23 protein-coding genes are annotated in these 21800 nt (G+C 72.4%); 17 read left to right on the forward strand and 6 right to left on the reverse strand.

All coding sequences use genetic code 11. The features are described from left to right. Positions 1-64 precede the first annotated feature (64 nt). From hisD to hisF, 12 genes are all read left to right on the forward strand, one after another. Positions 65-1387 (forward strand): histidinol dehydrogenase, encoded by a 1323-nt coding sequence (gene hisD / locus AB0B86_RS18520; RefSeq protein ID WP_357408492.1) that lies wholly within the window; start codon positions 65-67, stop codon positions 1385-1387. Continuing rightward, on the forward strand, positions 1384-2454 hold the full coding sequence (locus AB0B86_RS18525) for a histidinol-phosphate transaminase (protein WP_357408496.1): 1071 nt from the start codon (positions 1384-1386) through the stop codon (positions 2452-2454). The genes hisD and AB0B86_RS18525 overlap by 4 nt, the downstream gene beginning before the upstream one ends. A gap of 55 nt (positions 2455-2509) precedes the next feature. Next, positions 2510-3121: an imidazoleglycerol-phosphate dehydratase HisB gene (gene hisB / locus AB0B86_RS18530; RefSeq protein ID WP_357069579.1), complete on the forward strand. Its 612-nt coding sequence runs from the start codon at positions 2510-2512 to the stop codon at positions 3119-3121. Next, a complete protein-coding gene (locus tag AB0B86_RS18535) occupies positions 3121-3294 on the forward strand; it encodes a hypothetical protein (RefSeq protein ID WP_357408498.1) in 174 nt (57 codons plus the stop codon). Before hisB ends, AB0B86_RS18535 begins: the two co-directional genes overlap by 1 nt. After that, positions 3291-3923, forward strand: a complete 633-nt coding sequence (gene hisH, locus AB0B86_RS18540) for an imidazole glycerol phosphate synthase subunit HisH (protein WP_357408500.1) — start codon at positions 3291-3293, stop codon at positions 3921-3923. Before AB0B86_RS18535 ends, hisH begins: the two co-directional genes overlap by 4 nt. A gap of 36 nt (positions 3924-3959) precedes the next feature. After that, positions 3960-4283 (forward strand): hypothetical protein, encoded by a 324-nt coding sequence (locus tag AB0B86_RS18545; protein ID WP_357408502.1) that lies wholly within the window; start codon positions 3960-3962, stop codon positions 4281-4283. 14 nt (positions 4284-4297) lie between these two features. Next, positions 4298-5023: a bifunctional 1-(5-phosphoribosyl)-5-((5-phosphoribosylamino)methylideneamino)imidazole-4-carboxamide isomerase/phosphoribosylanthranilate isomerase PriA gene (gene priA / locus AB0B86_RS18550; protein ID WP_357408504.1), complete on the forward strand. Its 726-nt coding sequence runs from the start codon at positions 4298-4300 to the stop codon at positions 5021-5023. Continuing rightward, a complete protein-coding gene (locus tag AB0B86_RS18555) occupies positions 5020-5409 on the forward strand; it encodes a RidA family protein (protein ID WP_357408506.1) in 390 nt (129 codons plus the stop codon). The genes priA and AB0B86_RS18555 overlap by 4 nt, the downstream gene beginning before the upstream one ends. Before the next feature lie 93 nt (positions 5410-5502). Beyond that, a complete protein-coding gene (locus tag AB0B86_RS18560) occupies positions 5503-5949 on the forward strand; it encodes a MarR family transcriptional regulator (RefSeq protein ID WP_357408508.1) in 447 nt (148 codons plus the stop codon). A 5-nt stretch (positions 5950-5954) separates the two neighbouring features. Next, positions 5955-6386 (forward strand): organic hydroperoxide resistance protein, encoded by a 432-nt coding sequence (locus AB0B86_RS18565; RefSeq protein ID WP_357408510.1) that lies wholly within the window; start codon positions 5955-5957, stop codon positions 6384-6386. 43 nt (positions 6387-6429) lie between these two features. Continuing rightward, entirely contained in the window at positions 6430-7428 is a 999-nt protein-coding gene (locus tag AB0B86_RS18570) for an NADP-dependent oxidoreductase (protein WP_357408512.1), read from the forward strand. A gap of 133 nt (positions 7429-7561) precedes the next feature. Next, the gene (hisF, locus tag AB0B86_RS18575; protein ID WP_357408514.1) at positions 7562-8329 is read left to right on the forward strand and encodes an imidazole glycerol phosphate synthase subunit HisF; all 768 of its coding nucleotides are present in this window, start codon (positions 7562-7564) and stop codon (positions 8327-8329) included. Positions 8330-8334: 5 nt separating this feature from the next. Here the strand turns inward: hisF and AB0B86_RS18580 are convergent, their stop codons facing one another. Beyond that, positions 8335-8796, reverse strand: a complete 462-nt coding sequence (locus AB0B86_RS18580) for a hypothetical protein (protein WP_357408516.1) — start codon at positions 8794-8796, stop codon at positions 8335-8337. Between the two features lie 102 nt (positions 8797-8898). Beyond that, positions 8899-9570, reverse strand: coding sequence for a hypothetical protein (locus AB0B86_RS18585; protein WP_357408518.1), 672 nt, complete (start codon positions 9568-9570; stop codon positions 8899-8901). Positions 9571-9629: 59 nt separating this feature from the next. Between AB0B86_RS18585 and AB0B86_RS18590 the strand changes: the two genes are divergently transcribed. Together AB0B86_RS18590 and AB0B86_RS18595 are read left to right on the forward strand one after the other, a co-directional pair. Then, the gene (locus tag AB0B86_RS18590; RefSeq protein ID WP_357418728.1) at positions 9630-11087 is read left to right on the forward strand and encodes a PLP-dependent aminotransferase family protein; all 1458 of its coding nucleotides are present in this window, start codon (positions 9630-9632) and stop codon (positions 11085-11087) included. A gap of 162 nt (positions 11088-11249) precedes the next feature. Continuing rightward, complete coding sequence (locus tag AB0B86_RS18595) at positions 11250-12554, forward strand: low temperature requirement protein A (protein WP_357418729.1); 1305 nt, start codon at positions 11250-11252, stop codon at positions 12552-12554. Positions 12555-12599: 45 nt separating this feature from the next. Here AB0B86_RS18595 and AB0B86_RS18600 read toward each other — a convergent pair whose 3' ends face one another. The 3 genes from AB0B86_RS18600 to AB0B86_RS18610 form a co-directional block, all read right to left on the reverse strand. Next, the gene (locus AB0B86_RS18600; RefSeq protein ID WP_357408525.1) at positions 12600-14426 is read right to left on the reverse strand and encodes a long-chain fatty acid--CoA ligase; all 1827 of its coding nucleotides are present in this window, start codon (positions 14424-14426) and stop codon (positions 12600-12602) included. Positions 14427-14563: 137 nt separating this feature from the next. Beyond that, positions 14564-15439 carry a terpene synthase gene (locus AB0B86_RS18605; protein ID WP_357408527.1) on the reverse strand — a complete coding sequence of 292 codons (876 nt, stop codon included), beginning with the start codon at positions 15437-15439 and terminating at the stop codon, positions 14564-14566. A 199-nt stretch (positions 15440-15638) separates the two neighbouring features. Further along, positions 15639-16268, reverse strand: a complete 630-nt coding sequence (locus tag AB0B86_RS18610; protein WP_357418732.1) for a TIGR03085 family metal-binding protein — start codon at positions 16266-16268, stop codon at positions 15639-15641. 173 nt (positions 16269-16441) lie between these two features. Here AB0B86_RS18610 and AB0B86_RS18615 point away from each other — a divergent pair, with 173 nt between their 5' ends. The 3 genes from AB0B86_RS18615 (at position 16442) to AB0B86_RS18625 (ending at position 21113) form a co-directional block, all read left to right on the forward strand. Then, positions 16442-18325 carry an ABC transporter ATP-binding protein gene (locus AB0B86_RS18615; protein ID WP_357408531.1) on the forward strand — a complete coding sequence of 628 codons (1884 nt, stop codon included), beginning with the start codon at positions 16442-16444 and terminating at the stop codon, positions 18323-18325. A gap of 183 nt (positions 18326-18508) precedes the next feature. Next, positions 18509-20275, forward strand: a complete 1767-nt coding sequence (locus AB0B86_RS18620; protein WP_357418756.1) for an ABC transporter ATP-binding protein — start codon at positions 18509-18511, stop codon at positions 20273-20275. 88 nt (positions 20276-20363) lie between these two features. Beyond that, positions 20364-21113, forward strand: coding sequence for a DUF2470 domain-containing protein (locus tag AB0B86_RS18625; protein WP_357418735.1), 750 nt, complete (start codon positions 20364-20366; stop codon positions 21111-21113). Positions 21114-21146: 33 nt separating this feature from the next. Here the strand turns inward: AB0B86_RS18625 and AB0B86_RS18630 are convergent, their stop codons facing one another. Further along, positions 21147-21743: a TetR family transcriptional regulator gene (locus tag AB0B86_RS18630; protein ID WP_357418737.1), complete on the reverse strand. Its 597-nt coding sequence runs from the start codon at positions 21741-21743 to the stop codon at positions 21147-21149. Positions 21744-21800: the final 57 nt, after the last annotated feature.

Genomic DNA, 21800 nt, shown 5'->3' on the forward strand with positions numbered 1-21800 from the left:
GCTCACCGTCCCGGCGGTCGGGCGGCTCGGGTGCGTTGCACGCCGGCCGCCTAGACTCGCAAGGGTGCTGAATCGGATCGACCTGCGCGACGGTCTTGGTGACCCGCGCCGCCTGCTGCCCCGTGCCCAGCTCGACGTGTCGGTTGCCGTCGAGCGGATCCGCCCACTGGTGGAGGCGGTCCGCGAGCATGGATACGCGGCGATCCGAGAGGCCAGCGAGCGGTTCGACGGCATCTCCCCGCAGGTGCTGCGGGTGCCGGTCGAGGCGATCACCGCCGCCGAGGGGGTGCTCGACCCGGCAGTGCGCGCCGCGCTGCTGGAGTCGATCACCCGGGCCCGCAAGGTCCACGACGACCAGCGCCGCACCGACCACACCACCCAGGTGGTGCCCGGTGGCACTGTCACCGAGCGCTGGCTGCCGGTCGACCGGGTCGGCCTCTACGTGCCCGGCGGCCTGGCGATGTACCCGTCGACGGTGGTGATGAACGTCGTGCCGGCCCAGGCGGCCGGGGTGCGGTCGCTGGTGGTGGTCAGCCCGCCGCAGCAGGACAACGGCGGTCTGCCCGACCCCCGGGTCCTCGCCGCGTGCGCGCTGCTCGGCGTCGACGAGGTGTACGCCGTGGGCGGGGCCCAGGCGGTGGCGATGCTGGCCTACGGCGCGGCTGTCGACCCGTTGGGTGAGCTGCGGTGTGACCCGGTCGACCTGATCACCGGTCCCGGCAACATCTGGGTGACCGCCGCCAAGCGGCTGCTGCGCGGCGTGGTCGGCATCGACGCCGAGGCCGGGCCGACCGAGATCGCCATCCTGGCCGACGACACCGCCGATCCGGCGCACGTGGCCGCCGACCTGATCAGTCAGGCCGAGCACGACCCGCTGGCCGCGAGCGTGCTGGTCACCCCGTCGCTGACGCTTGTCGAGTCGGTCGAGCGGGAGTTGGCCCGCCAGGTGCCGGCGACCAAGCACGCCGACCGGGTCACCACGGCGTTGACAGGTGAGCAGAGCGGCGTGGTCCTGGTCGACGACCTGGAGGCGGGGTTGCGGGTGGTCGACGCGTACGCGGCCGAGCACCTGGAGATCCAGACGGTCGACGCCCGGGAGTGGGCGCTGCGGGTCCGTAACGCCGGGGCGATCTTCGTGGGCGCCTGGTCGCCGGTGTCGCTCGGCGACTACTGCGCCGGGTCCAACCACGTGCTGCCCACCGGCGGCTGCGCCCGGCACTCCTCCGGGTTGTCGGTGCAGTCGTTCCTGCGTGGCGTGCACCTGATCGAGTACACCGAGACCGCGCTGCGCGAGGTGGCCCCCCACGTGGTCACCCTGGCCAACGTGGAGGACCTGCCGGCGCACGGCCAGGCGGTCCAGGCCCGGTTCCCCGGAGGGTCGGTGTGACCGGCCTGGCGGACCTGCCGATCCGCGACGACCTGCGCGGGCTGTCGCCGTACGGGGCGCCGCAGTTGGACGTGCCGGTGCGGCTCAACACCAACGAGAACTCCCACCCGGTGCCGGAGCCGGTGGTCGAGGCGATCGGCAAGGCGCTCGCGGCCGAGCTACGCGAGTTGAACCGCTACCCGGACCGGGACGCGGTGGCGCTCCGCGCCGACCTGGCCGAATACCTCGGGCACGGGCTCACGGTCGAGCAGGTGTGGGCGGCCAACGGCTCCAACGAGATCCAGCAGCAGCTGTTGCAGGCGTTCGGTGGGCCGGGGCGCAGCGCCCTCGGCTTCGTTCCGTCGTACTCGATGCACCCGCTGTTGGCCCTCGGCACCGGCACCCGGTGGGTGCCCGCGCGGCGCGGCGCCGACTTCGGTCTGACCGTCGACGAGGCGGTCGCCCAGGTCCGTGAGCACCAGCCGGACGTTGTCTTCCTCTGCTCGCCGAACAACCCCACCGGCACGGCCCTGGACCCGGCGGTGATCGCCGGGGTGCTCGACGTCGCGCCGGGGATGGTGGTCGTCGACGAGGCGTACGCCGAGTTCGCCAGGCCGGGGACGGTGAGCGCCCTCGCGGTGCTGCCCGGCCACCCCCGGTTGGTGGTCACCCGGACGATGAGTAAGGCGTTCGGCTTCGCCGGTGGGCGGTTGGGTTACCTGGCCGCCGACCCGGCCGTGGTGCAGGCGGTGCAGCTCGTCCGCCTGCCGTATCATCTCTCCACGCTGACCCAGGCCGCCGCCCGCGCGGCGGTGACCCACCGCGACGCCCTCCTCGCAACGGTGAGCGCGATCATGGTGCAGCGGGACCGGATCGTGGCGACGTTGCGCGAGCGTGGGTTGCGGGTCGCCGACAGCGACGCCAATTTCGTGCTCTTCGAGGTGGGCGGCGACCAGAGCACCGTCTGGCACGCACTGCTGGCGCAGGGGGTGCTGGTCCGGGACGTCGGCCTGCCCGGCTGGCTGCGGGTGACCGCGGGCACCTCGGCCGAGACCGACGCCTTCCTTTCTGCAATGGAGACTGTGTAGTGGGAGCGCGAGGAATGAGCGTGCGAGCCCCGCAGTCGCGACCGAGAGGCAAGCAATGAGCCGGACCGCCCGGGTGGAGCGGATCACCAAGGAGACAAAGGTTCTCGTCGAGATCGATCTCGACGGCAACGGCACCGCCGAGATCAGCACCGGGGTTGGCTTCTACGACCACATGCTGCACCAGATCGCCCGGCACGGCGGCTTCGACCTGACCGTACGCACCGTGGGTGACCTTGAGATCGACGCGCACCACACGATCGAGGACACCGCTCTGGCCCTGGGCGCCGCGTTCGACCAGGCGCTCGGCGACAAGGCCGGCATCCGGCGGTACGGTTCGGCGACCGTGCCGATGGACGAGGTGCTGGTCCGGGCGGCGGTGGACCTGTCCGGCCGGCCGTACGTGGTGCACGACGAGCCGGCGCTGGCCCCGTACATCGGGCCGGTTTACGCGACGAGCATGACCCGGCACATCTGGGAGTCCTTCGGTCAGGCGGCCCGGGTCACGTTGCACGTCGACGTGCTGCGGGCGGCCCGGCCGGGTGGTCACCCGGACGCACACCACGTGGTGGAGGCCCAGTTCAAGGCGGTGTCCCGGGCGTTGCGCGAGGCCACCGCGATCGACCCCCGGGCGGCGGGCGCGATCCCGAGCACGAAGGGCGCGCTCTGATGGGCGGGGCTCTGCCGGTGTTGCTGTTGATTCTGGCCGGGGTGCTGGTCGGCGGCGCCTGGTCGCTGTACCGCCAGGGTGCGCCGAAGGTGGCGGTGCTGGTCACCGGGGTGCTCGCGGTGCTCGCCACGGTCGCCGGGGTGCTGCGGTTGCTGCCGGGGGGTGACGCGTGAGCGCCGTGGTGGTGCTCGACTACGGTTCGGGCAACCTGCGCTCGGCGGAGCGGGCGCTTGTCGCCGCCGGCGCGGATGTCCGGGTGACCGACGATCTGGCCGCCGCTGCCGCCGCCGATGGTCTGGTGGTGCCGGGGGTGGGGGCGTACGCCGCGTGCATGGCCGGGATCGAGGAGTTGGGTGCCGGCCCGGTGATCGCCGAGCGGGTTGCCGCCGGCCGGCCGGTGCTCGGCATCTGCGTGGGCATGCAGGTGCTCTTCGAGCACGGTGACGAGCACGGCGTGGTGACCAAGGGGCTCGGGCTGCTGCCGGGCGGGGTGACCCGACTGGCCGCCACCAGGCTGCCGCACATGGGTTGGAACACGGTCCGGGCGCCCGAGGGGTCGGTGCTCTTCGCCGGGTTGTCGCAGCGGAGCCGGTTCTACTTCGTCCACTCGTACGCGATGGGTGACCCGGCGGCGTTGGCGGCTGCCGGTGCCGTGGTGACCACCGCCCATCACGACGTCGATTTCGTCGCCGCGGTGGAGCGGGGTCCGCTCTCGGCGGCCCAGTTCCACCCGGAGAAGTCCGCCGACACCGGTGCCGCGCTGTTGCGCAACTGGCTCGCCACGCTGCCCACCGGTGGCTGAGCGTCGTCGCCCGACGCCTGATCCGGTGGTGTCGCGGTGAGCCGGGAGCGGGCCCGACGGCGGGCGGAGCGGGAGGCGGAGCAGGCCCGGCAGCGGGCGGTCCGGCAGCGGCAGGTGGCACGCCGGCAGCGTCGCCGTGCGGTGCTTCGCCGGTTGACTCCGCGGCTGCGTCGGGGCCGTTCCGGGCGGCTGGCCCGGCACACCCGTGGTGAGCGGGCCGCCATCGTGCTGCTCACCGGCGCGGCGCTGATTCTGATCTGGTCGTTCGTCGACAACCTGGCGTTGCGTGTCGCGCTGATCGTGCTGTTGCTGCTTGTACTGCCGGCGATCGTGGTGATCGCCCTGGACCGCCGTACCTGATCGAGGAGAAGACGTTGAGCCTCACCCTGTTACCCGCCGTGGATGTCGCAGACGGCCGGGCCGTCCGGCTCGTGCAGGGCGCCGTCGGAAGCGAGAGCATCTACGGTGACCCGCTGGACTCCGCCCTGGCCTGGCAGCGGGACGGCGCTGAGTGGATCCACCTGGTCGACCTGGACGCGGCCTTCGGCCGGGGCACCAACGCGCACCTGCTCGCCGAGGTGGTGCGCCAGTTGGACGTGAAGGTGGAGCTTTCCGGCGGCATCCGTGACGACGAGTCGCTGCGGGCCGCGTTGGGCACCGGGGCGGCCCGGGTGAACATCGGCACCGCGGCGCTGGAGGACCCGGAGTGGTGTGACCGGGTGGTGGGGGAGTACGGCGACCGGGTCGCCATCGGATTGGACGTGCGGGGGCACACCCTCTCCGCGCGGGGTTGGACCCGGGACGGCGGCGACCTGTACGAGGTGCTGGAGCGGCTGGACAAGGCCGGCGCGAGTCGGTACGTGGTCACCGACATCACCAAGGACGGCACGATGCGCGGCCCGAACCTGGATCTGTTGCGCGAGGTGTGTGCCCGCACCGACCGGCCGGTGATCGCCTCGGGTGGGGTGTCCACGCTTGACGACCTGCGGGCGTTGGCGACCCTGGAGCCGGTCGGGGTGGAGGGTGTGATCGCCGGTAAGGCGCTCTACGCGGGCGCCTTCACGGTGGCCGAGGCGCTGCGGACCCTGGCCGAGGTGTGACGGTCACGCGGCTCGGGTCGGGTGGCCCGTGGGAGCAGCTCTACGGCTACTCCCGGGTGGTCCGGGCCGGCGATCGGGCCGTCACGGCCGGCTGCACCGCGACTGTCGACGGCCGGGTGGTGCATGTCGGTGACGCCGCCGCGCAGACCGCGCAGGCGCTGCGGATCGGTTTGGCAGCGCTTGCCGAGGTGGGTGCGGAGCCGGGTGACGTGGTCCGGACCAGGATGTACGTGACCGACCGGCGGTACGCCGACGAGGTGGGCCGGGCGCACAACGCGGTCTTCGGCGCGGTCCGGCCGGCGGCGACGCTCGTGGTGGTGGCCGCTCTGCTGGACCCGGAGCACCTGGTAGAGGTGGAGTTGGAGGCGTACCTCGGCGATCGCTGAGGTGGATCCGGCCGGCTCACGGTGCGAGCCGTGGACGGCCGCACCTCGGCCAGATAAGTTGTGCACAATTAAATCGCGGGCTATGGTTCATTGGTGACCGATGACCTGGTGCTGCGCCGGCAGGTGTGCTTCGCGCTCTACGCCGCGTCGCGCGCCCTGACCGACGTCTATCGGCCGATCCTCGACGAGTTCGGGCTGACCTACCCGCAGTACCTGGTGCTGCTGGTGCTCTGGGAGCGGCCCGACGCCGCCCCCACGGTGTCCGAGCTGGGCGCCGAGCTGCGGCTGGACTCCGGCACGCTCTCTCCGCTGCTCAAGCGGCTGGAGGGGGCGGGTCTGGTGCTCCGGCGGCGGTCGGCCCGCGACGAGCGGCGGGTCGAGGTCGGCCTCACCGAACAGGGGCGGGCGCTGCGCGAGCGGCTGTGCGACGTCCCGCCGCGCGTCGCGCAGGCCACCGGGCTCGACCTGAGCGAGCTGGTCGCGCTGCGCGACACCCTCACCCGGGTCACCGAGACCATCCACCGACAGAAGGAGCAGTGACTCTCGTGCAGGTTCTTTACACAGCGTCAGCGACCGCCAGCGGCGATGGCCGCGAAGGCCACGTCGAGACCTCCGACGGCACCTTCTCGCTCGACCTGGCCGCGCCGAAGGAGATGGGCGGCGCCGGTGGGGCAGCCAACCCCGAGCAGCTCTTCGCCGCCGGCTACGCGGCCTGCTTCCACAGCGCGCTGCGGCTGGTGGGCCGCCAGGCCAAGGCCGACGTGAGCGACTCCGTCGTCAGCGCCGAGGTGGGCATCGGCCCGAACGACAACGGCGGTTACGGGCTCACCGTGCAGCTCGTCGTCGACCTGCCCGCCGTGTCCCGGGAGGCCGCCGAGCGGATCGTCGAGCGGGCCCACCAGGTCTGCCCGTACTCCAACGCCACCCGCGGCAACATCGACGTCACGCTCACCGTCCGCGAGACCTCGGCCGCGTGACACCGCGGCCCCAGGCCCCCACGGACGAGAGGACCACCACCACGTGACCGACAATCGTGAGATCCACCTGGCCAGCCGACCGCAGGGCTGGCCCACCGAGGACATCTTCCGGCTCGTCAAGACCGATGTCCCGACGCCCGGACCGGGCCAGATCGTGGTCCGCAACCAGTACGTGTCAGTCGACCCGTACATGCGGGGACGGATGAACGACGTCAAGTCGTACGTGCCGCCGTTCGCGCTCGACGCGCCGCTGGAGGGTGCCGCGGTCGGCGAGGTGGTGGCCAGCGAGGCGGCGGACATCGCCGTCGGGGCCACCGTCCTGCACGGGCTGGGCTGGCGGGAGTACGCGCTGCTCGACGCCACCGCCGCCCGGCCGGTCGACCCGAGCCTGGCACCGGTCAGCGCGTACCTCGGTGTGCTTGGCATGACCGGGCTGACCGCGTACGCCGGGCTACTCGAGGTGGCGGCCATGAAGCCGGGCGAGACGGTCTTCGTCTCCGCGGCGGCCGGCGCGGTCGGCAGTCTGGTGGGCCAGATCGCCAAGCTCAAGGGTGCCGGTCGGGTGGTCGGCAGCGCCGGCTCGCCGGCCAAGGTGCAGCGGCTGATCGGGCTGGGTTTCGACGCCGCCTTCGACTACCACGACGGGTCGATCCGTGACTCGCTGCGCAGCGCCGCCCCGGACGGCGTGGACGTCTACTTCGACAACGTCGGCGGCGATCACCTGGAGGCGGCGATCTCGGCGATGAACCTGCACGGCCGGGCCGCCCTCTGCGGCATGATCGCGCAGTACAACGACGCCGAGCCGCCGGCCGCTCCACGCAACCTGGTGCAGGCCATCGGCAAGCGGCTCACCCTGCGGGGTTTCCTGGTCGGCGACCACAACCACCTGCGCGCCGCGTTCGTCCGTGACGTCGCGGGCTGGCTGCGCGAGGGCACCCTGTCCTACGACGAGACGATCGTGGACGGCATCGAGAACGCCCCGGCCGCGTTTCTCGGCGTTCTCCGCGGCGACAACGTGGGCAAGATGCTCGTCCGCGTGTAGGGAAGGGCACCCGGGTCAACGCCTGCGGTACGGCAAGAGCCCCTTCTCGCACGGGTTCGGGGCGCACTGATGGCACGGTGGTCGGCCCGAGAGGGCCGGCCACCGTCGTGTCACTGAGGGATAGGGTGGCGGCATGACGCTGGCGGTACGGGTGATCCCCTGTCTCGACGTGGACGCCGGGAGGGTGGTCAAGGGGGTCAACTTCCTCGATCTGCGCGACGCCGGTGACCCGGTGGAGTTGGCCGCGGCGTACGACCGGGCCGGTGCCGACGAGTTGACCTTCCTCGACGTCACCGCGTCCTCGAGCGACCGCGGCACCATGCTCGACGTGGTGCGCCGCACTGCCGAGTCGGTGTTCATCCCGCTGACGGTCGGTGGCGGTGTTCGCCAGGTCGCCGACGTGGACACGCTGCTGCGTGCCGGTGCGGACAAGGTCGGCGTGAACACCGCGGCCATCGCCCGGCCGGAGTTGATCGCCGAGATCGCCGACCGGTTCGGCCGGCAGGTGCTGGTGCTCTCCCTCGACGTGCGCCGTGCCCGGACCGACGCCACCCCCAGTGGCTTCGAGGTCACCACGCACGGGGGCCGCCGTGGCACGGGCATCGACGCGGTGCGATGGGCACAGCGGGGGGCCGAGCTGGGGGCGGGGGAGATCCTGCTCAACTCGATGGACGCCGACGGCACCAAGGCCGGTTTCGACCTGGAGTTGATCGCCGCGGTGCGGGCGGTGGTGGACGTGCCGGTGGTGGCCAGCGGGGGCGCCGGCGAGGTGGCCCACTTTCCGCCCGCTATCGGCGCGGGCGCGGACGCGGTGCTCGCCGCGAGTGTCTTCCACTTCGGCGAGCTGACCGTGGCCGAGGTCAAGGACGCGTTGCGGCACAGCGGCCACCCGGTGCGCTGAGGCGGTCAGTGCCCGCCGGAGTGCCCCTCCGGTGACCGGCGGGGCGTGGGAATCGACCGGACGGCGTATTCCTGCACGGCGGCGGCGTGGTCGGCTTCGTCCAGACTCCAGTCGGCGCTGCCGGGGGCGTGTCGGCGGGTCAGCACGCCCTGCACGGTGTCCACCATGGTCGCCACCCCGGCGCGGGGGCGGGTGCGCCAGAGCTGCTCACCCTCGGCGGTGATCCGGAACCAGCCGTCGGCGACGCTCACCAGCCCGGCACCGACCAGCCGCTGGACCGCGGCCTCCACCTCGTGCCGCTGCGGTATCGCGTGGTTGAGGTGGTCGGCGGTGGAGAGCACGTCGGTCAGGCGGACCCCCTCCGGTCGTCGACTCGTCGCCGACCGACGGTGCCGGCCGGCTCCGCTCGCGATGACGAGCGACACGAAGATCCAGGCGTCCGTCCAGCGCCAACCGTTCTCCCCCATGCAGAGATGATGACGGCGCGCGTCGCGGAAGGGAACACCCACCCTCCCATCTGGTACGCCGCACCACCACGACGTACCGGTTCGTGGACGGTGGGTGAGGTTTCAGCCCGCGGGGGTGACCGGCGCGGCGCTGCCCGGCGTGGGCGCGGGGTCCTCCGGTGCGGCAGCGGCGGGCACCTCGAACATCGGGATGAAGAGCTGGGCCAGCGGGCCGATGGCCAGCGCGTACGCGACGGTGCCCAGCCCGACAGTGCCGTCGAGCAGCCAGCCCAGCGCCAGCACGGTGACCTCGATGACGGTGCGCACCAGCCGGACCGACCGGCCCGGCCGGCGGGCCACGAAGCCGGTCATCAGCCCGTCCCGAGGGCCCGGCCCCAGTCGGGCACCGAGATAGAGGCCGGTGGCGGCACCGTTGGCGACGATCCCGGTGATCAGCAGCGCGATCCGGACGCCCAGCGGGCCACCGGGCGGCAGGAGGGCCAGGGTGGCGTCCACGACGAGGCCGACCACCACGACGTTGCTCACCGTGCCGAGCCCCGGCCGCTGTCGTAGTGGAATCCAGAGCAGCAGCACCAGCGCGCCGACGGCGATGGTGACGGTGCCGAAGGAGAGCCCGGTCAGCTTGGACAACCCCTGGTGGAACACGTCCCAGGGGTCCAGGCCCAGGTCGGAGCGGACCATCAGGGCCATGCTGACGCCGTAGAGCGCGAGTCCGAGGTAGAGCTGGACCAGTCGCCGCACGGGCCGCTGCCGCAGATTGCCAATCAGTGCCATGCGTGCCACTCTAGGTGCCAATCGTCGCGGAGGAAGAAGCCAATATCCGAGGAGTGGTCATGAGCGGGCAGGTGCGAGGCGTCCAATTGGCCCGTCTGCTCGGCCAGTGGCACGCCCTGCCGGGCCGGCGGCGCAGCCCCGACTACGCCGCCCTGGCCGGCGCGGTCCGCGGTCTGCTCGCCGACGGCCGGTTACCGCTGGGCGTCCGACTTCCGGCCGAGCGGGAGCTGGCCGAGGCGCTGCGGATCAGCCGGACCACTGTCACCGCCGCGTACCGACAGCTGCGGGAGACCGGGCACCTGACCAGTCGCCGGGGGGCCGGCAGCTGGACGATGCTGCCCGGCAACCACCGGGTGGCCAGCACCGGCCTGTGGACCCCGCTCGACGACCGGGACATGCTCGACCTCGGCGTCGCCGCGTTGGCCGCCCCGCCGCAACTCCTGACCGCCGCCCGGGCGGCCACCGAGGACCTGCCCCGCTATCTGGGCGGTGCCGGCTACCACCCGACCGGCATCATCGAGCTGCGCGAGGCGGTGGCCGACGCGTACACCGCTCGGGGCCTGCCGACCTCGGCCGACCAGATCATGGTCACCAGCGGCACCCAACACGCCCTGGACCTGGTGTTGCGACTCGCGCTGGCCCCCGGCGGCAGCGTCCTGGTCGAGTCCCCGACCTACCCCAACGCGCTCGCCGCGCTGGCCGGCCGGCGCGCCCGGATCACCACCCACGGCCTGGCCGCCGATGCCGGTGGCTGGGACCCCGACCTGCTCCTGGGCAGCCTGCGGCAGACCCGGCCCAAGCTTGCCTACCTGATCCCGGAGTTCCAGAATCCGACAGGGCACCTGATGCCCGCCGCGCTACGTGAGCGGGTGGTGGCCACCGCCCACGCGGCCGGCACCGACCTGGTCATCGACGAGTCCTTCGTGGACCTCGCGCTTGACGACACCGAGGTGCCACCCCCGGTCGCCGTCCACGACCGGCACAGCCGGGTGGTCAGCATCGGGGGAATGAGCAAGCCCTACTGGGGTGGCCTGCGGATCGGCTGGGTCCGCGCCGCCGCGCCGCAGGTGCAGCGGCTGGCCGCCGTCCGGGTCGGGGTCGACATGGCCAGCCCGGTGCTTGACCAACTTGTCGCGGTGCACCTGCTCGCCGACGCCGAGGCCATCGTCGCCGACCGGCGCGTCCAGCTGGCCGTGCAACGTGACGCCCTGCTCGGTGCGCTTGCGCACCGACTTCCGGAGTGGCGGGTCACCGTGCCAGGTGGTGGCGTGACGCTGTGGGCCGAGTTGGACGGTCCGGTCTCGAGCGCGTTGGCCCGGGCCGCCGAGGAGGTCGGCGTACGCCTGGCGCCGGGCCCCCGGTTCGGCCTGGACGGCACCCTGGAGCGCTTCCTGCGGCTGCCCTTCACCCTGCCCGCCGCGGACCTCGTGGAGGCCGTCGGGCGGCTCGCGGCGGTCCGCTACGACCTGGACCGGGGTGGCCGACAGCGGTGGCGGGAGCCGGCCGTCATCGCCTGAGCCCGCCGCCGGTAGCGACCGGATGGACCGACCTCCGGCCAGGTCTCCCCGGACCTGGCCGCGCTCGTCGCGGACCGCCGGGTAGGGGTGAGCGGTACCGTCACGTCCACCGGTCTGCCCGCAATGCGCCTTTCATCCCGTCGTGACTGCCACAATCTGCTGGTGGGCGAGGGTGCGACGGCGCGGGGGGTCCAGCGGAGCGCTCCGGGCTCCCGGGCCACCCGCCTCGAACTCTTCTACGACCTGATCTTCGTCTTCGCCTTTCTGAACGTCACCACCGTCACCGCCGGCAATCCGACCGCGCGCGGCCTGGCCCAGTGCCTGGTGGTGCTGGCGCTGCTCTGGTGGTGCTGGACGGGGTTCGCCGTGCTCGGCAACCTGGTCCGTACCGACCAGGGCATCGTCCCGCTGGTCGGCTTCGCGACAATGGCCGCCGCCTTCGTGCTGGCGCTGAGCCTGCCGAAGGCGTTCGTCGACCGCCCCGGCGGGCTGCCCGGCCCGTTGGTCTTCGCGGTCGGCTACTTCCTGGTCCGGGTGAGCGAGACGTCGATCTTCATCTGGGCCGGGCGGCGGAACCGGGACCTACGCCGACGCTGGCGACTGTTCGCCCTGCCGCCGCTGCTGGCCACGGCGCTCATCGTCGTCGCCGCACTGCTGCCGCAGCGGCTCTTCGACGGGAGCGCCGAGGGGGCTGCCCGGTTGGTGCTCTGGCTCGCGGCCCTGGCCGTGGAGTACGGGGCCGGGCTCACGCTGCGCGGCACCGGCTGGACGGTGCTCTCCGCCGGGCACTGGGCGGAGCGGCACGGCCAGATCGTCCTGATCGTCCTCGGTGAGGCCATCATCGCGCTCGGGCTCGCTCCCGGCGGCAGCGCCGTTCTGCTGCTGACCTGGCCGGTGCTCATCGCCGCGGTGCTCGGCGTCGCGGTGGCCGCGGCGCTGTGGTGGGCGTACTTCGACACCCTGGCGCTCGGCATGGAGCAGACCCTGCACCGGACCCGCGACCCCGCCGCCCGCGCCTCCCTGGCCCGCGACGCCTACACCTACCTGCACCTGCCGGTCATCGCCGGCGTCATCCTGTTCGCGCTCGGACTCAAGGGGCTGATCCACGAGGGAGCCGACGTCGGCACGCCGAGTTGGGGGGTTCCGCTGCCGAGCTTCGACCTGCTGGCGCTCTACGGCGGGGTAGCGCTCTATCTGCTCGCGCTCATCGTGCTGGGCCGGAAGATGCTCGCCGCCCCCCGCTGGCCCACGATCGGTGGAATTCTGCTGCTGCTCGTGCTGGTGCCGGTGGCCGGTTCGCTGCCCGAGATGTTCGCGTTGGCCATGCTGGCCGTGGCCACGTGGCTGGCCGTGGGGGCGCAGACGATCGTCGACGCCCGCCGGCGGCGCGAGGTCCGCGAGGTGGCGCTGGCGGAGCAACTCGCCGTGGAGGAGGACCAGACGAGGTGGCGGGGCCACCACCTGTGAGGGCCCCGTGCCGGCGGGGAGCCGGGCACGGGACCCTCTGTGGAATCAGAGTTCGGCGAGGCTGCCGGCGTACATCTTGTCGATCTCGCGGGCGAAGTTGCTCTCCACACCACGCCGCTTGATCTTCAAGGACGGGGTGATCTCGCCGTCCTCGATGGTGAGATCGCGGGGCAGGATGGTCACCTTCTTGATCTGCTCCCAGCGGTTGAGCCTGGCGTTGAGCTGGACGACGTGCTCGTCGATCATCGCCCGGGCCTCCGGCGAGGTGACGATCTCGGTGTAGCTGCGCCCCTCCAGCGGCCCGCCGGCGACCCAGCCCCGGATCCCGTCCGGGTCCAGCGTCACGAGCATCGTGCAGAAGTTGCGGGCCTGCCCGACGACGACCGCCTGCGAGGTGTACGGGCAGAGGGCCTTGAACAGTCCCTCGATGTGCGACGGCGCGATGTACTTGCCGCCCGAGGTCTTGACGAGGTCCTTCTTGCGATCGGTGATCTGGAGATAGCCCTGCTCGTCGAGGATGCCGATGTCACCGGTACGGAAGAAGCCGTCCTCGGTGAACACGGCGGCGGTCTCCGCCGGCAGGTTGTGGTAGCCGCGCATCACCGGTCGGCCGCGCAGCAGGACCTCCCCGTCGGCGTCCAGCCGGCACTCCAGGTCACCCAACGGCTGGCCCACAGTGCCGATCCGCAGCCCGCCCGGCGGGTTGACGAAGTTGCCGGCGCTGGTCTCGGTCAGGCCGTAGCCCTCCGAGATCGGCAGGTTCGCCGCGGCGAAGAAGGTGGCGATCTCCGGGCTGAGCGGCGCGGCGCCGGAGACCAGCACCCGCATCCGCCCGCCCAGGCGGGCCTGGAGCTTGCCGAACACCAACTTCTCGGCCAGCGCGTAGCGCAGCTTCAGCCCGGCCGGCACCGGCTTGCCCGCCTGCTCCAGGGCCACCTTCTCCTTGCCGACCCGCACCGCCCAGGCGAAGATCTTCGCCTTCGCGCCGCCCGCGCTCTGCGCGGTGGTCACCGCCCGGTTGTAGACCTTCTCGTAGATCCGGGGGGCGCCGCACATGAGCGTCGGACGGATAACCGACAGCATGTCGACAAGCTTGTCCACCCGCCCGTCGACGTAGGTGGGCAGCCCCACGTGGGTGGCGCCGCAGAGCAGTGTCTTGCCGAACGAGTGCGACAGCGGCAGCCACAGGTACTGCAGATCGTCGTCGAGCAGCAGCCCGGCCTCGGCCTGTGCCACAGCCTCCCAGCACCAGCCGCCGTGCAGCAGCTCGACGCCCTTGGGCCGGCCGGTGGTGCCCGAGGTGTAGATCAGGGTGGCCAGGTGGTCGGGGCCGATGCCGGCCACCAGCATGTCGATCAGTTCCGGTTCGGCGGCCAGCGCGCGGGCGCCCTGTTCCTCAAGCTCGCTGAGGGTCAGTTGCGGGATCGCGGCGGCGGGGTCGGCGGCGCCGTCGAGGAGCACCACGTGGGTGAGCGCGGGCAGGTCGGCGCCGACGATCTTCGCCGCCTGGGTCGGGTCTTCCGCGAACAGCACCTTCGACCCGGAGTCGGCGAGGATGTACGTCGCGTCCGCCGGTTCGGTGGTCGGGTAGACGGTGGTTGTCGCACCACCGGCACACAGGATGCCGAGGTCGATGATCACCCAGTCCAGCCGGGTGTTGGCGAGGATCGCGACCGGATCCTCCTGGCCGATACCCAGCCCGTGCAGGCCGGCGGCGACCGCCTTGGCACGCTGGCTGACCTGCGCCCAGGTCAGCCAGGCCGGCCCCGAGTCGTCGGCGTTCGGGGACGCGAAAGCGTGCCGGTCGGGGGTGGCCGCCACGCGCTTGAGGAACATGTCCGGGATAGAGCGGTACGGTACATCGAGAGCCATCGCTGTAGCCGCCTTCGAGGGTGGTGGCGTGACGGTGATCACGTCGTGAGGGTTACCGAAGAGTATTGCCTGGCGGGGTGCATCGGCTAGCCCTGGTGATCATCCGGCCGTCCTACCCTCCGCCCGGTCCGGTCGATTCAGGCGTACCGGGCGGCCACAATTGACCAGTCGTAGGTGGCACGAACCCAGTTGCGCCGTGCGGCGAGCGCGTCGCGCAAGCCGTCGTCCCCGCTGGCCAGCAGCGACTCCTCGACATCGAGGTACGCGGCCAGCCCCTTGTTGAACTGGTCCGCCGCGGCCCGCAGCGCGTCCGCCTCGTTCGCGCCGCTGTCGCGGGCGAGCACCGTCACCAGGTTGTGCGCGTCCGGGTCCACCTGGCTCTCCTTGCCGTAGGAGAACAGGTCGTTGCACCAGCAGACCAGGTCCACCGCCAGCAGATCCAGGGCGACGAGCGCCGGCTCGACGCGCCGGGTCACCCCGAGCGGCCGGGCCGCCGCCAGGTCGGTAAGCGTGAGGCACGGGCGTACCCCGCCGATGTGTCGCCGCAGTTGGACGTACTCCGCCACCTCGGGCACCCGCCGACGCTCCCGGTTGGTCGCCTCCCAGAGCAACGCCAGCAGGTACTCCCGCATCTGGCTGACGAACCGCAACAGCAGGGCCGGGTGGTCGTGCAGTCGGGTACGGCGGCACAGGTCGTGCAGCGCGTCACCGAGCGGCCCGACGGTGGGCGGTGCGACGTTCGGGTCGCCGCATCGGTCCAGCACGTCGATCAGGGTGCTGATCGCCGGCCCCAACCGGGCCGGATTGGCGCCGAGGCCGTCCTCGTCGCACGCGTCGTCCATCACGAAGAGCCAGCTGATCAGGTCGGTGAGCAGGCGCAGCCCGTCCACCGACCCGTCCGGGCAGGCCCGTCCGGCCAGGCCGGCGGCGTCGGCCCGTTGTAGCCGGTGCACACGTTGGCTGGAATCGACCAGCCCAAACGTGCGCGCCCACTCGACGCTCTCGCTCGCCACCTGCTCTGTGGCGCCATGGTGCCCGCCCCGAAAGGGAGGCTCCCGCAGCGCCGAAATCGCAAAATTCCGCACAGTGCGCCCCCACTTCGTACCGCCCGGCGCGGAGCGGCGCGGTGAAGCGTACGGGAGGAGACATCAGTACGCGTCGCTGGGTGTGGGGAACGCCACACTTGACTTGTGACCGCTTAAGCTCAGGGAGTCACATGCCCAGGTTGGCGCCGCGCAGTTGCCGCGCGGCTGCGGTGGTGCCGTCCAGTTGGACCCGCGCCACCCGCTGCCGGCCGGAGAGGAACAGGGCCAGTTCGGCGGGGGCGCCGACCAACCGCAGCGGCTCCCCGCCCCGACCGACGGAGATCTCGCCGTGACCGGGTGCCTGCACGTAGAGGTCCGCCGGAAAGCGGCGCAGGGCCAGCCGGGCCAGTGTGGCGACCCGCTTCCACAGGGCGTTCTGCAGGCCGGCGGGCAGGTCGCGCGGCTGCCACCCGGAGCCGGCCCGCCGCACGTCCTCGTGATGGATGAAGAACTCCATCGTGTTCGCCAACTCGTCGGTGAGCGGGTTGCTGACCGGGCTCCACAGCGGCGGCCGGCGTACCTGCGCCACCAGCTCCGGGTAGGGCCGCGCGGCGAGTCGGCGGCGCACCCGTTCGGCGTAGCCGCGCAGCGGCGGCAGCAGGATCCCGCCGGCCGCGTCGGGGCGGCGCTCCCGCAGCACCAGGTGCGCGGCGAGGTCACGGGTCACCCACCCCTCGTTGATCGTCGGGGCGTCCGGCCCGAGGGCCAGCAGAAGATCGGCCAGCGCCTCGCGCTCGGCTCGGGCGTACCGCGGCATGGGCCGATCGTAGGCCCGGTCGCTCGTCGGCGCGCGGCAACGGCCGGCGGGCCGTCGCACGCCGCCTGTCGCCATCCGGTACGTGACGGTCGACATATCCGCTCCGGGTCGGCGGCGCTGGCCCGGACCGGTAAGGATGAGGGAGATAATTGCGGCTTACGGCGGGGGAGAGCGTGGCGAGCAAGACAAGTCGGGACGTACTCAGTCGAGGGCTGGGGGTCCTGCGGCAGGCGATCCGCGAGCAGCCCCGAATCTTCACGGTCGCTGTGGTCGGCAGCGTGCTCTTCGGCGGGATGATCATCGTCAGTGCCCGGGTCGTCGGGACGGTCATCGGTGAGGTGGCGCTGCCGGCCATCTCCCGCGGTGAGGTGGGCGCCGGGACCCTGGCGTTGGCCGCGACCGCGTTGTTCGGGATCAGCGTGCTGCGGGTGGCGGGCATCTTCGGCCGCCGGCTCGGTGCCGGCTACATGCAGTACCGCCTCCAGGCCTCCTACCGCCGCCGGGTCACCCGCCGTTACCTGGAGCTGCCGCTGTCCTGGCACCACCGCAACTCCACCGGCACCCTGCTGTCCAACGCCAACTCCGACGTGGAGGCGGCCTGGTACCCGATCGCACCGCTGCCCTTCGCCGTCGGCACGCTCGTGATGCTTGTCGGCGCGATCGTGTCGCTCTTCGCCACCGACTGGGCGCTCGCCCTGGTCGGCCTGGCGGTCTTCCCCGCGCTGTTCGCGCTCAACGTCGTCTACTCCCGCCGGATGGCACCCCGCCAGGCCCGGGCGCAGCGCCTACGCGCCGAGGTCAGCGGCATCGCCCACGAGAGCTTCGACGGCGCCCTGGTGGTCAAGACGATGGGCCGCGAGGCCCAGGAGACCGCCCGGTTCGCGGGTCGCGCCGGTGAACTGCGCGACTCGTTGATCGCTGTCGGTCGGCTGCGCGGCGTCTTCGACCCCCTGTTGGAGACCCTGCCCAGCCTCGGCACCCTCGCCGTGCTGGTGGTCGGGGCGTTCCGGCTGCGCCAGGGCGCGATAAGCGTGACCGAGTTGGTGAGCGTGGCCTTCCTCTTCACAGTGCTGGCCTTCCCGGTGCGGGCCATCGGTTGGGTGCTTGCCGAGTTGCCGCGCAGCGTCGCCGGCTGGGACCGGGTCCGCCGGGTGCTCGACGCCACCGGCGAGATGCCGTACGGGCGGCGCGTGCTCGACCCGGCCGGTGCCGGCCCGGCCACCCTCGCCTTCAGTGACGTGCACTTCTCCTACCCGCCGGCCGAGGCGCACCAGGCCGGTGCGCAGGTCCTCGGCGAGGTCGGCTTCACGGTGCCGGCCGGCCGGACGGTGGCCCTGGTCGGGCCCACCGGCGCCGGCAAGTCCACGATCGCCTCGCTCGCGGTGCGCCTCGTCGATCCGGACTCCGGCATCGTCACCCTGGACGGGGTGGACGTGCGCGAGCTGACCGCCGCCTCGCTGGCCGGCACTGTGGCGTTGGTCGCGCAGGTGCCGTTCGTCTTCGACGACACGGTCCGGGCGAACATCGCCCTCGACCGGCCGGGCATCGACGACGAGGCGGTCTGGGCGGCGTTGCGGTTGGCCGAGGCGGACGGGTTCGTCGCGGCGTTGCCCGAGGGCCTGGACACCATGGTCGGCGAGCGGGGCACCTCGCTCTCCGGTGGGCAGCGTCAGCGGCTCACCCTGGCCCGCGCGTTGGCCGGCCGGCCGCGCCTGCTGGTGCTCGACGACGCGACGAGCGCTGTCGATCCGCGGGTGGAGGCGGCCATCCTGGCCGGGCTGCGGTCCGCGTCGGCCGAGCCGGGGGTGCCGGTCGCGTCGATCCTGGTGGTGGCGTACCGGCGGGCCACCATCGCGCTCGCCGACGAGGTGATCTACGTGGAGCAGGGCCGGGTGCTCGCCCGGGGCACGCACAGCGAGTTGTTGGCCACCGTGCCCGGCTACGTCGACCTGGTCACCGCCTACGAGCAGGCGGAGGTCGAGCGGGCGCAGGAGAGCGCGTACGGCGACGAGGTCGCGTCGCTGCCCTCGGGCCTGGAGATCGAGGTGGACCGGTGAGCGCGAGGAGTGCAGCGAAGCGGAGCCCCGCAGTCGCGAACGAAAGGCCGGCTTGGTGAGCGCGAGGAGTGCAGCGAAGCGGAGCCCCGCAGTCGCGAACGAAAGGCCGGCTCGGTGAGCGCGAGGAGTGCGGCGAAGCGGAGCCCCGCAGTCGCGAACGAAGGGCGGGATCCGGTGACGACGGTGGATGGTGCCGGGCGGGAGGAGACGACCTGGCAGACCCTGCGTCGTGGGTTGGCGCTGTCGCCTGAGTTGCGGACCGGTCTGGCCGGCACCCTGGCGCTGGCGTTGGTCTACATGGTTGGTCGGGTGGCCGTGCCGGTGGCCGTGCAGCAGGGCATCGACCGGGGCATCGTGGGCGGCCTGAACCTCGACGTGGTGTGGTCGGTGGTGGCGGTCACCGCGGTGATCCTGACGGTCACGACGGTCTGCGGTTATCTGATGATGCGCCGGCTGTTCACGGTGAGTGAGACGGCGTTGGCGAACGTTCGGACGCGGGCGTTCCGTCACGTGCACGACCTGTCGATGTTGCACCAGCAGTCCGAGCGGCGCGGTTCGCTCGTTTCCCGGGTCACCAGCGACGTCGACCAGATCACCCAGTTCCTCCAGTGGGGTGGGGTGATCCTGTTGGTGAACCTCGGTCAGCTGGTGGTCACCACCGCCGTCATGCTCGCGTACTCCTGGCAGTTGACCCTTGTGGTGTTGGCCGCGTTCCTGCCGGCGGTGTTCGTTATCCGGCAGTTGCAGCGCCGGCTGGGTTCGGCGTACGCGACGGTGCGTCAGCGCACCGGGACGCTGCTCGGCACGATCGGCGAGAGCGTGGTGGGTGCGTCGGTGATCCGGGCGTACGGGATCGCGGGGCGTACCGAGCGGCGGTTGGACGAGGCTATCGACGGGCAGCGGCTGGCGCAGCAGCGGGCGATCCGGATCAGCATCGTGGGTAGCTCGGTCGGCGAGTTGGCGGCGGGGCTGGCGCTGGCGGGTGTGGTGGTGCTGGGGGTCACGCTCGGGGTGGACGGGACGCTGTCGATCGGCCAGTTGACCGCGTTCCTGTTCCTGGTGACGCTCTTCATCCAGCCGGTGCAGATCGCGACCGAGGTGCTCAACGAGGCGCAGAACGCGATCGCCGGTTGGCGCCGGGTGCTGGATGTGCTCGACGTCGCTCCGGACGTGGCAGACCCGGGGGAGCAGGGGCGCAACCTGCCGGCCGGGCCGTTGGACATCCGGTTCGCCGGGGTGCGGTTCGCCTACCCGGGTGGCCCGCCGGTGCTGCACGACATCGACCTGGAGATCGCGGCGAAGAGCCGGGTGGCGGTGGTCGGCGAGACCGGCAGCGGCAAGACCACCTTCGCGAAGTTGCTGACCCGGTTGATGGACCCGTCGGCCGGGGCGGTGCTGCTGTCCGGGGTGCCGTTGGCGCAGGTGCGGTTCGACTCGCTGCGTTCCCGGGTGGTGATGGTGCCGCAGGACGGGTTCCTCTTCGATGCGACGGTGGGGGACAATGTCCGGTTCGCCCGGCCGGAGTTGACCGACGAGGAGCTGAGCGTGGCCTTCACGGAGCTGGGCCTGTCGGACTGGCTGGAGGGTCTGCCGGCGGGTCTGGACACGCCGGTCGGCGAGCGTGGCGAGGCGCTCAGCGTCGGTGAGCGGCAGTTGGTCGCGCTCGCCCGCGCGTATGTGGCCGACCCGGATCTGTTGGTGCTGGACGAGGCGACGAGCGCTGTGGACCCGGCGACCGAGGTGCGCCTGCAGCGCACCCTGGACGCGGTCACCAGGGGGCGGACCACCCTCGCGATCGCGCACCGGCTCTCCACGGCGCAGGCCGCCGACGAGGTGATCGTGGTGGATCGGGGCCGGGTGGTGCAGCGTGGCCCGCACGACGAGTTGGTCCGCGACGCCGACTCGGTCTACGGCCTGCTCTACGCCTCCTGGCTGGAGCAGACCAGGTGAGGCGTCTGCGCGCTGAGTGGTGGACGCCGCCGGCCGGGTGCTCTAGGCTCCGGGTTAGGTAAGCCTAACCTTTGAAGGAGGTCGCGCCATGCGGCCCAACCCCGCCGAGATCGTTCGTACCCTGGTCGCCGGCCGGCTGCCCGGCCTGGTCCATCTCGCGCACCGGCCGAGCCCGCACCACGTCCGGCACGTGACCGACCCGGAGGGGCGGGTGCTGCTGCTGGTGCCGGTGGCCAGCCACCTGGCCGCCGTACTGCGACCGGTCGCCGGGGTCGGCGATGTCGCGGTGGTGCTCGACGTGCTCGACCTGCCGCCCGCCGCCGGTGCGCCAGGTCTGGGCCGGGCCTGGGTTTCCGGCTGGGCGGTCGAGCTGCACGGCGACGAGGCCCGCCGGGCGGCGCTCGACTTCGCCGCTGTGGAGCCGACCGGTGACCTGCTCGACCTGGGCACCCGGTTCCGGCTGTTCCGCTTCGAGGTGGTCGAGGTCCGTTGGGAACGCGCCGGCGCCGTGCTCCGGATCGACCCGGGGGAGTACGCGGAGGCCGAGCCGGACCCGGTGCACCCGGTCGAGGCGCGGCTGCTCGCCGACCTCTCCGAGCGCCATGGTGCCCAGGTGACCGCGTACCTGCGCCGGCAGCTCGGCCTGACCGAGCGGACCCTCGACGGGCCGCCCCGGGTGGTGCGGATCGACCGCTACGGGCTGGTGGTGGCGCTCGGCCACCCCGGCGCCCGGCGTCGGATCCGGTTGGCGTTCCCCGACCCGGTGACCGACCCGGCCGACCTGCCGCGACTGCTGCCGCCACTGCGACTGCCCGCCGGCACCCGCCCACCGGGCTGAGCGCGACCGGTGCCGCGCCGGCCTGCTGGCGCGTCAGACCGGCAGCGGGCCGGTGAGGTAGCGCTGGATCGTCGGGCCGATAGTGGCGACCAGGGTTTCCGGGTCCGCCGACGCGACCGGCTCCAGGCGCACCACGTGCCGCATCATGGCCAGGCCGATCATCTGGGTGGCCACCAGGGAACCGCGCAGCGGCAGTTGGGCCGGGTCGACGTCGAGCTGTTCGAGCACCCGCCGCAGGACCTGGGTGGTGACGAACTCGCGCAGCAGGCGAGCGGTCCACTCGTTGCTCACCGCGGAGCGCAGCAGTGCCTGGGCGGCGCTGCCGGCCGGTGAGTCCCAGATGCCGAGGAACGTGCGCACCAGGCGCTCACCGGCGCCGTCCGGGTCACCGACGAGCACCTCCGGCAGGAACTGGCCAGGGTCGACCGGAAAGTCCATCGCGGTGCGGAAGAGCTGGTCCTTGCTGCCGAAGTAGTGGTGCACCAACGCCGGGTCGACGCCGGCGGTGGCGGCGATGGCGCGGATCGAGGCGGAGTCGAAGCCACGCTCGGCGAACGCGCTGCGCGCCGCGTCGAGGATCGCCTCCCGGGTGTCCGGGTTGCCGGGTCGCCGGCCGGTCCGCCGCGTCATCGCCGCCCCTCGTTCGTCCGCCTGGGCAGCCGTGGGCCGATCCGCCCACGGCTGCCG

The organism is Micromonospora sp. NPDC049047, from assembly GCF_040649135.1.
GTDB lineage: Bacteria > Actinomycetota > Actinomycetes > Mycobacteriales > Micromonosporaceae > Micromonospora.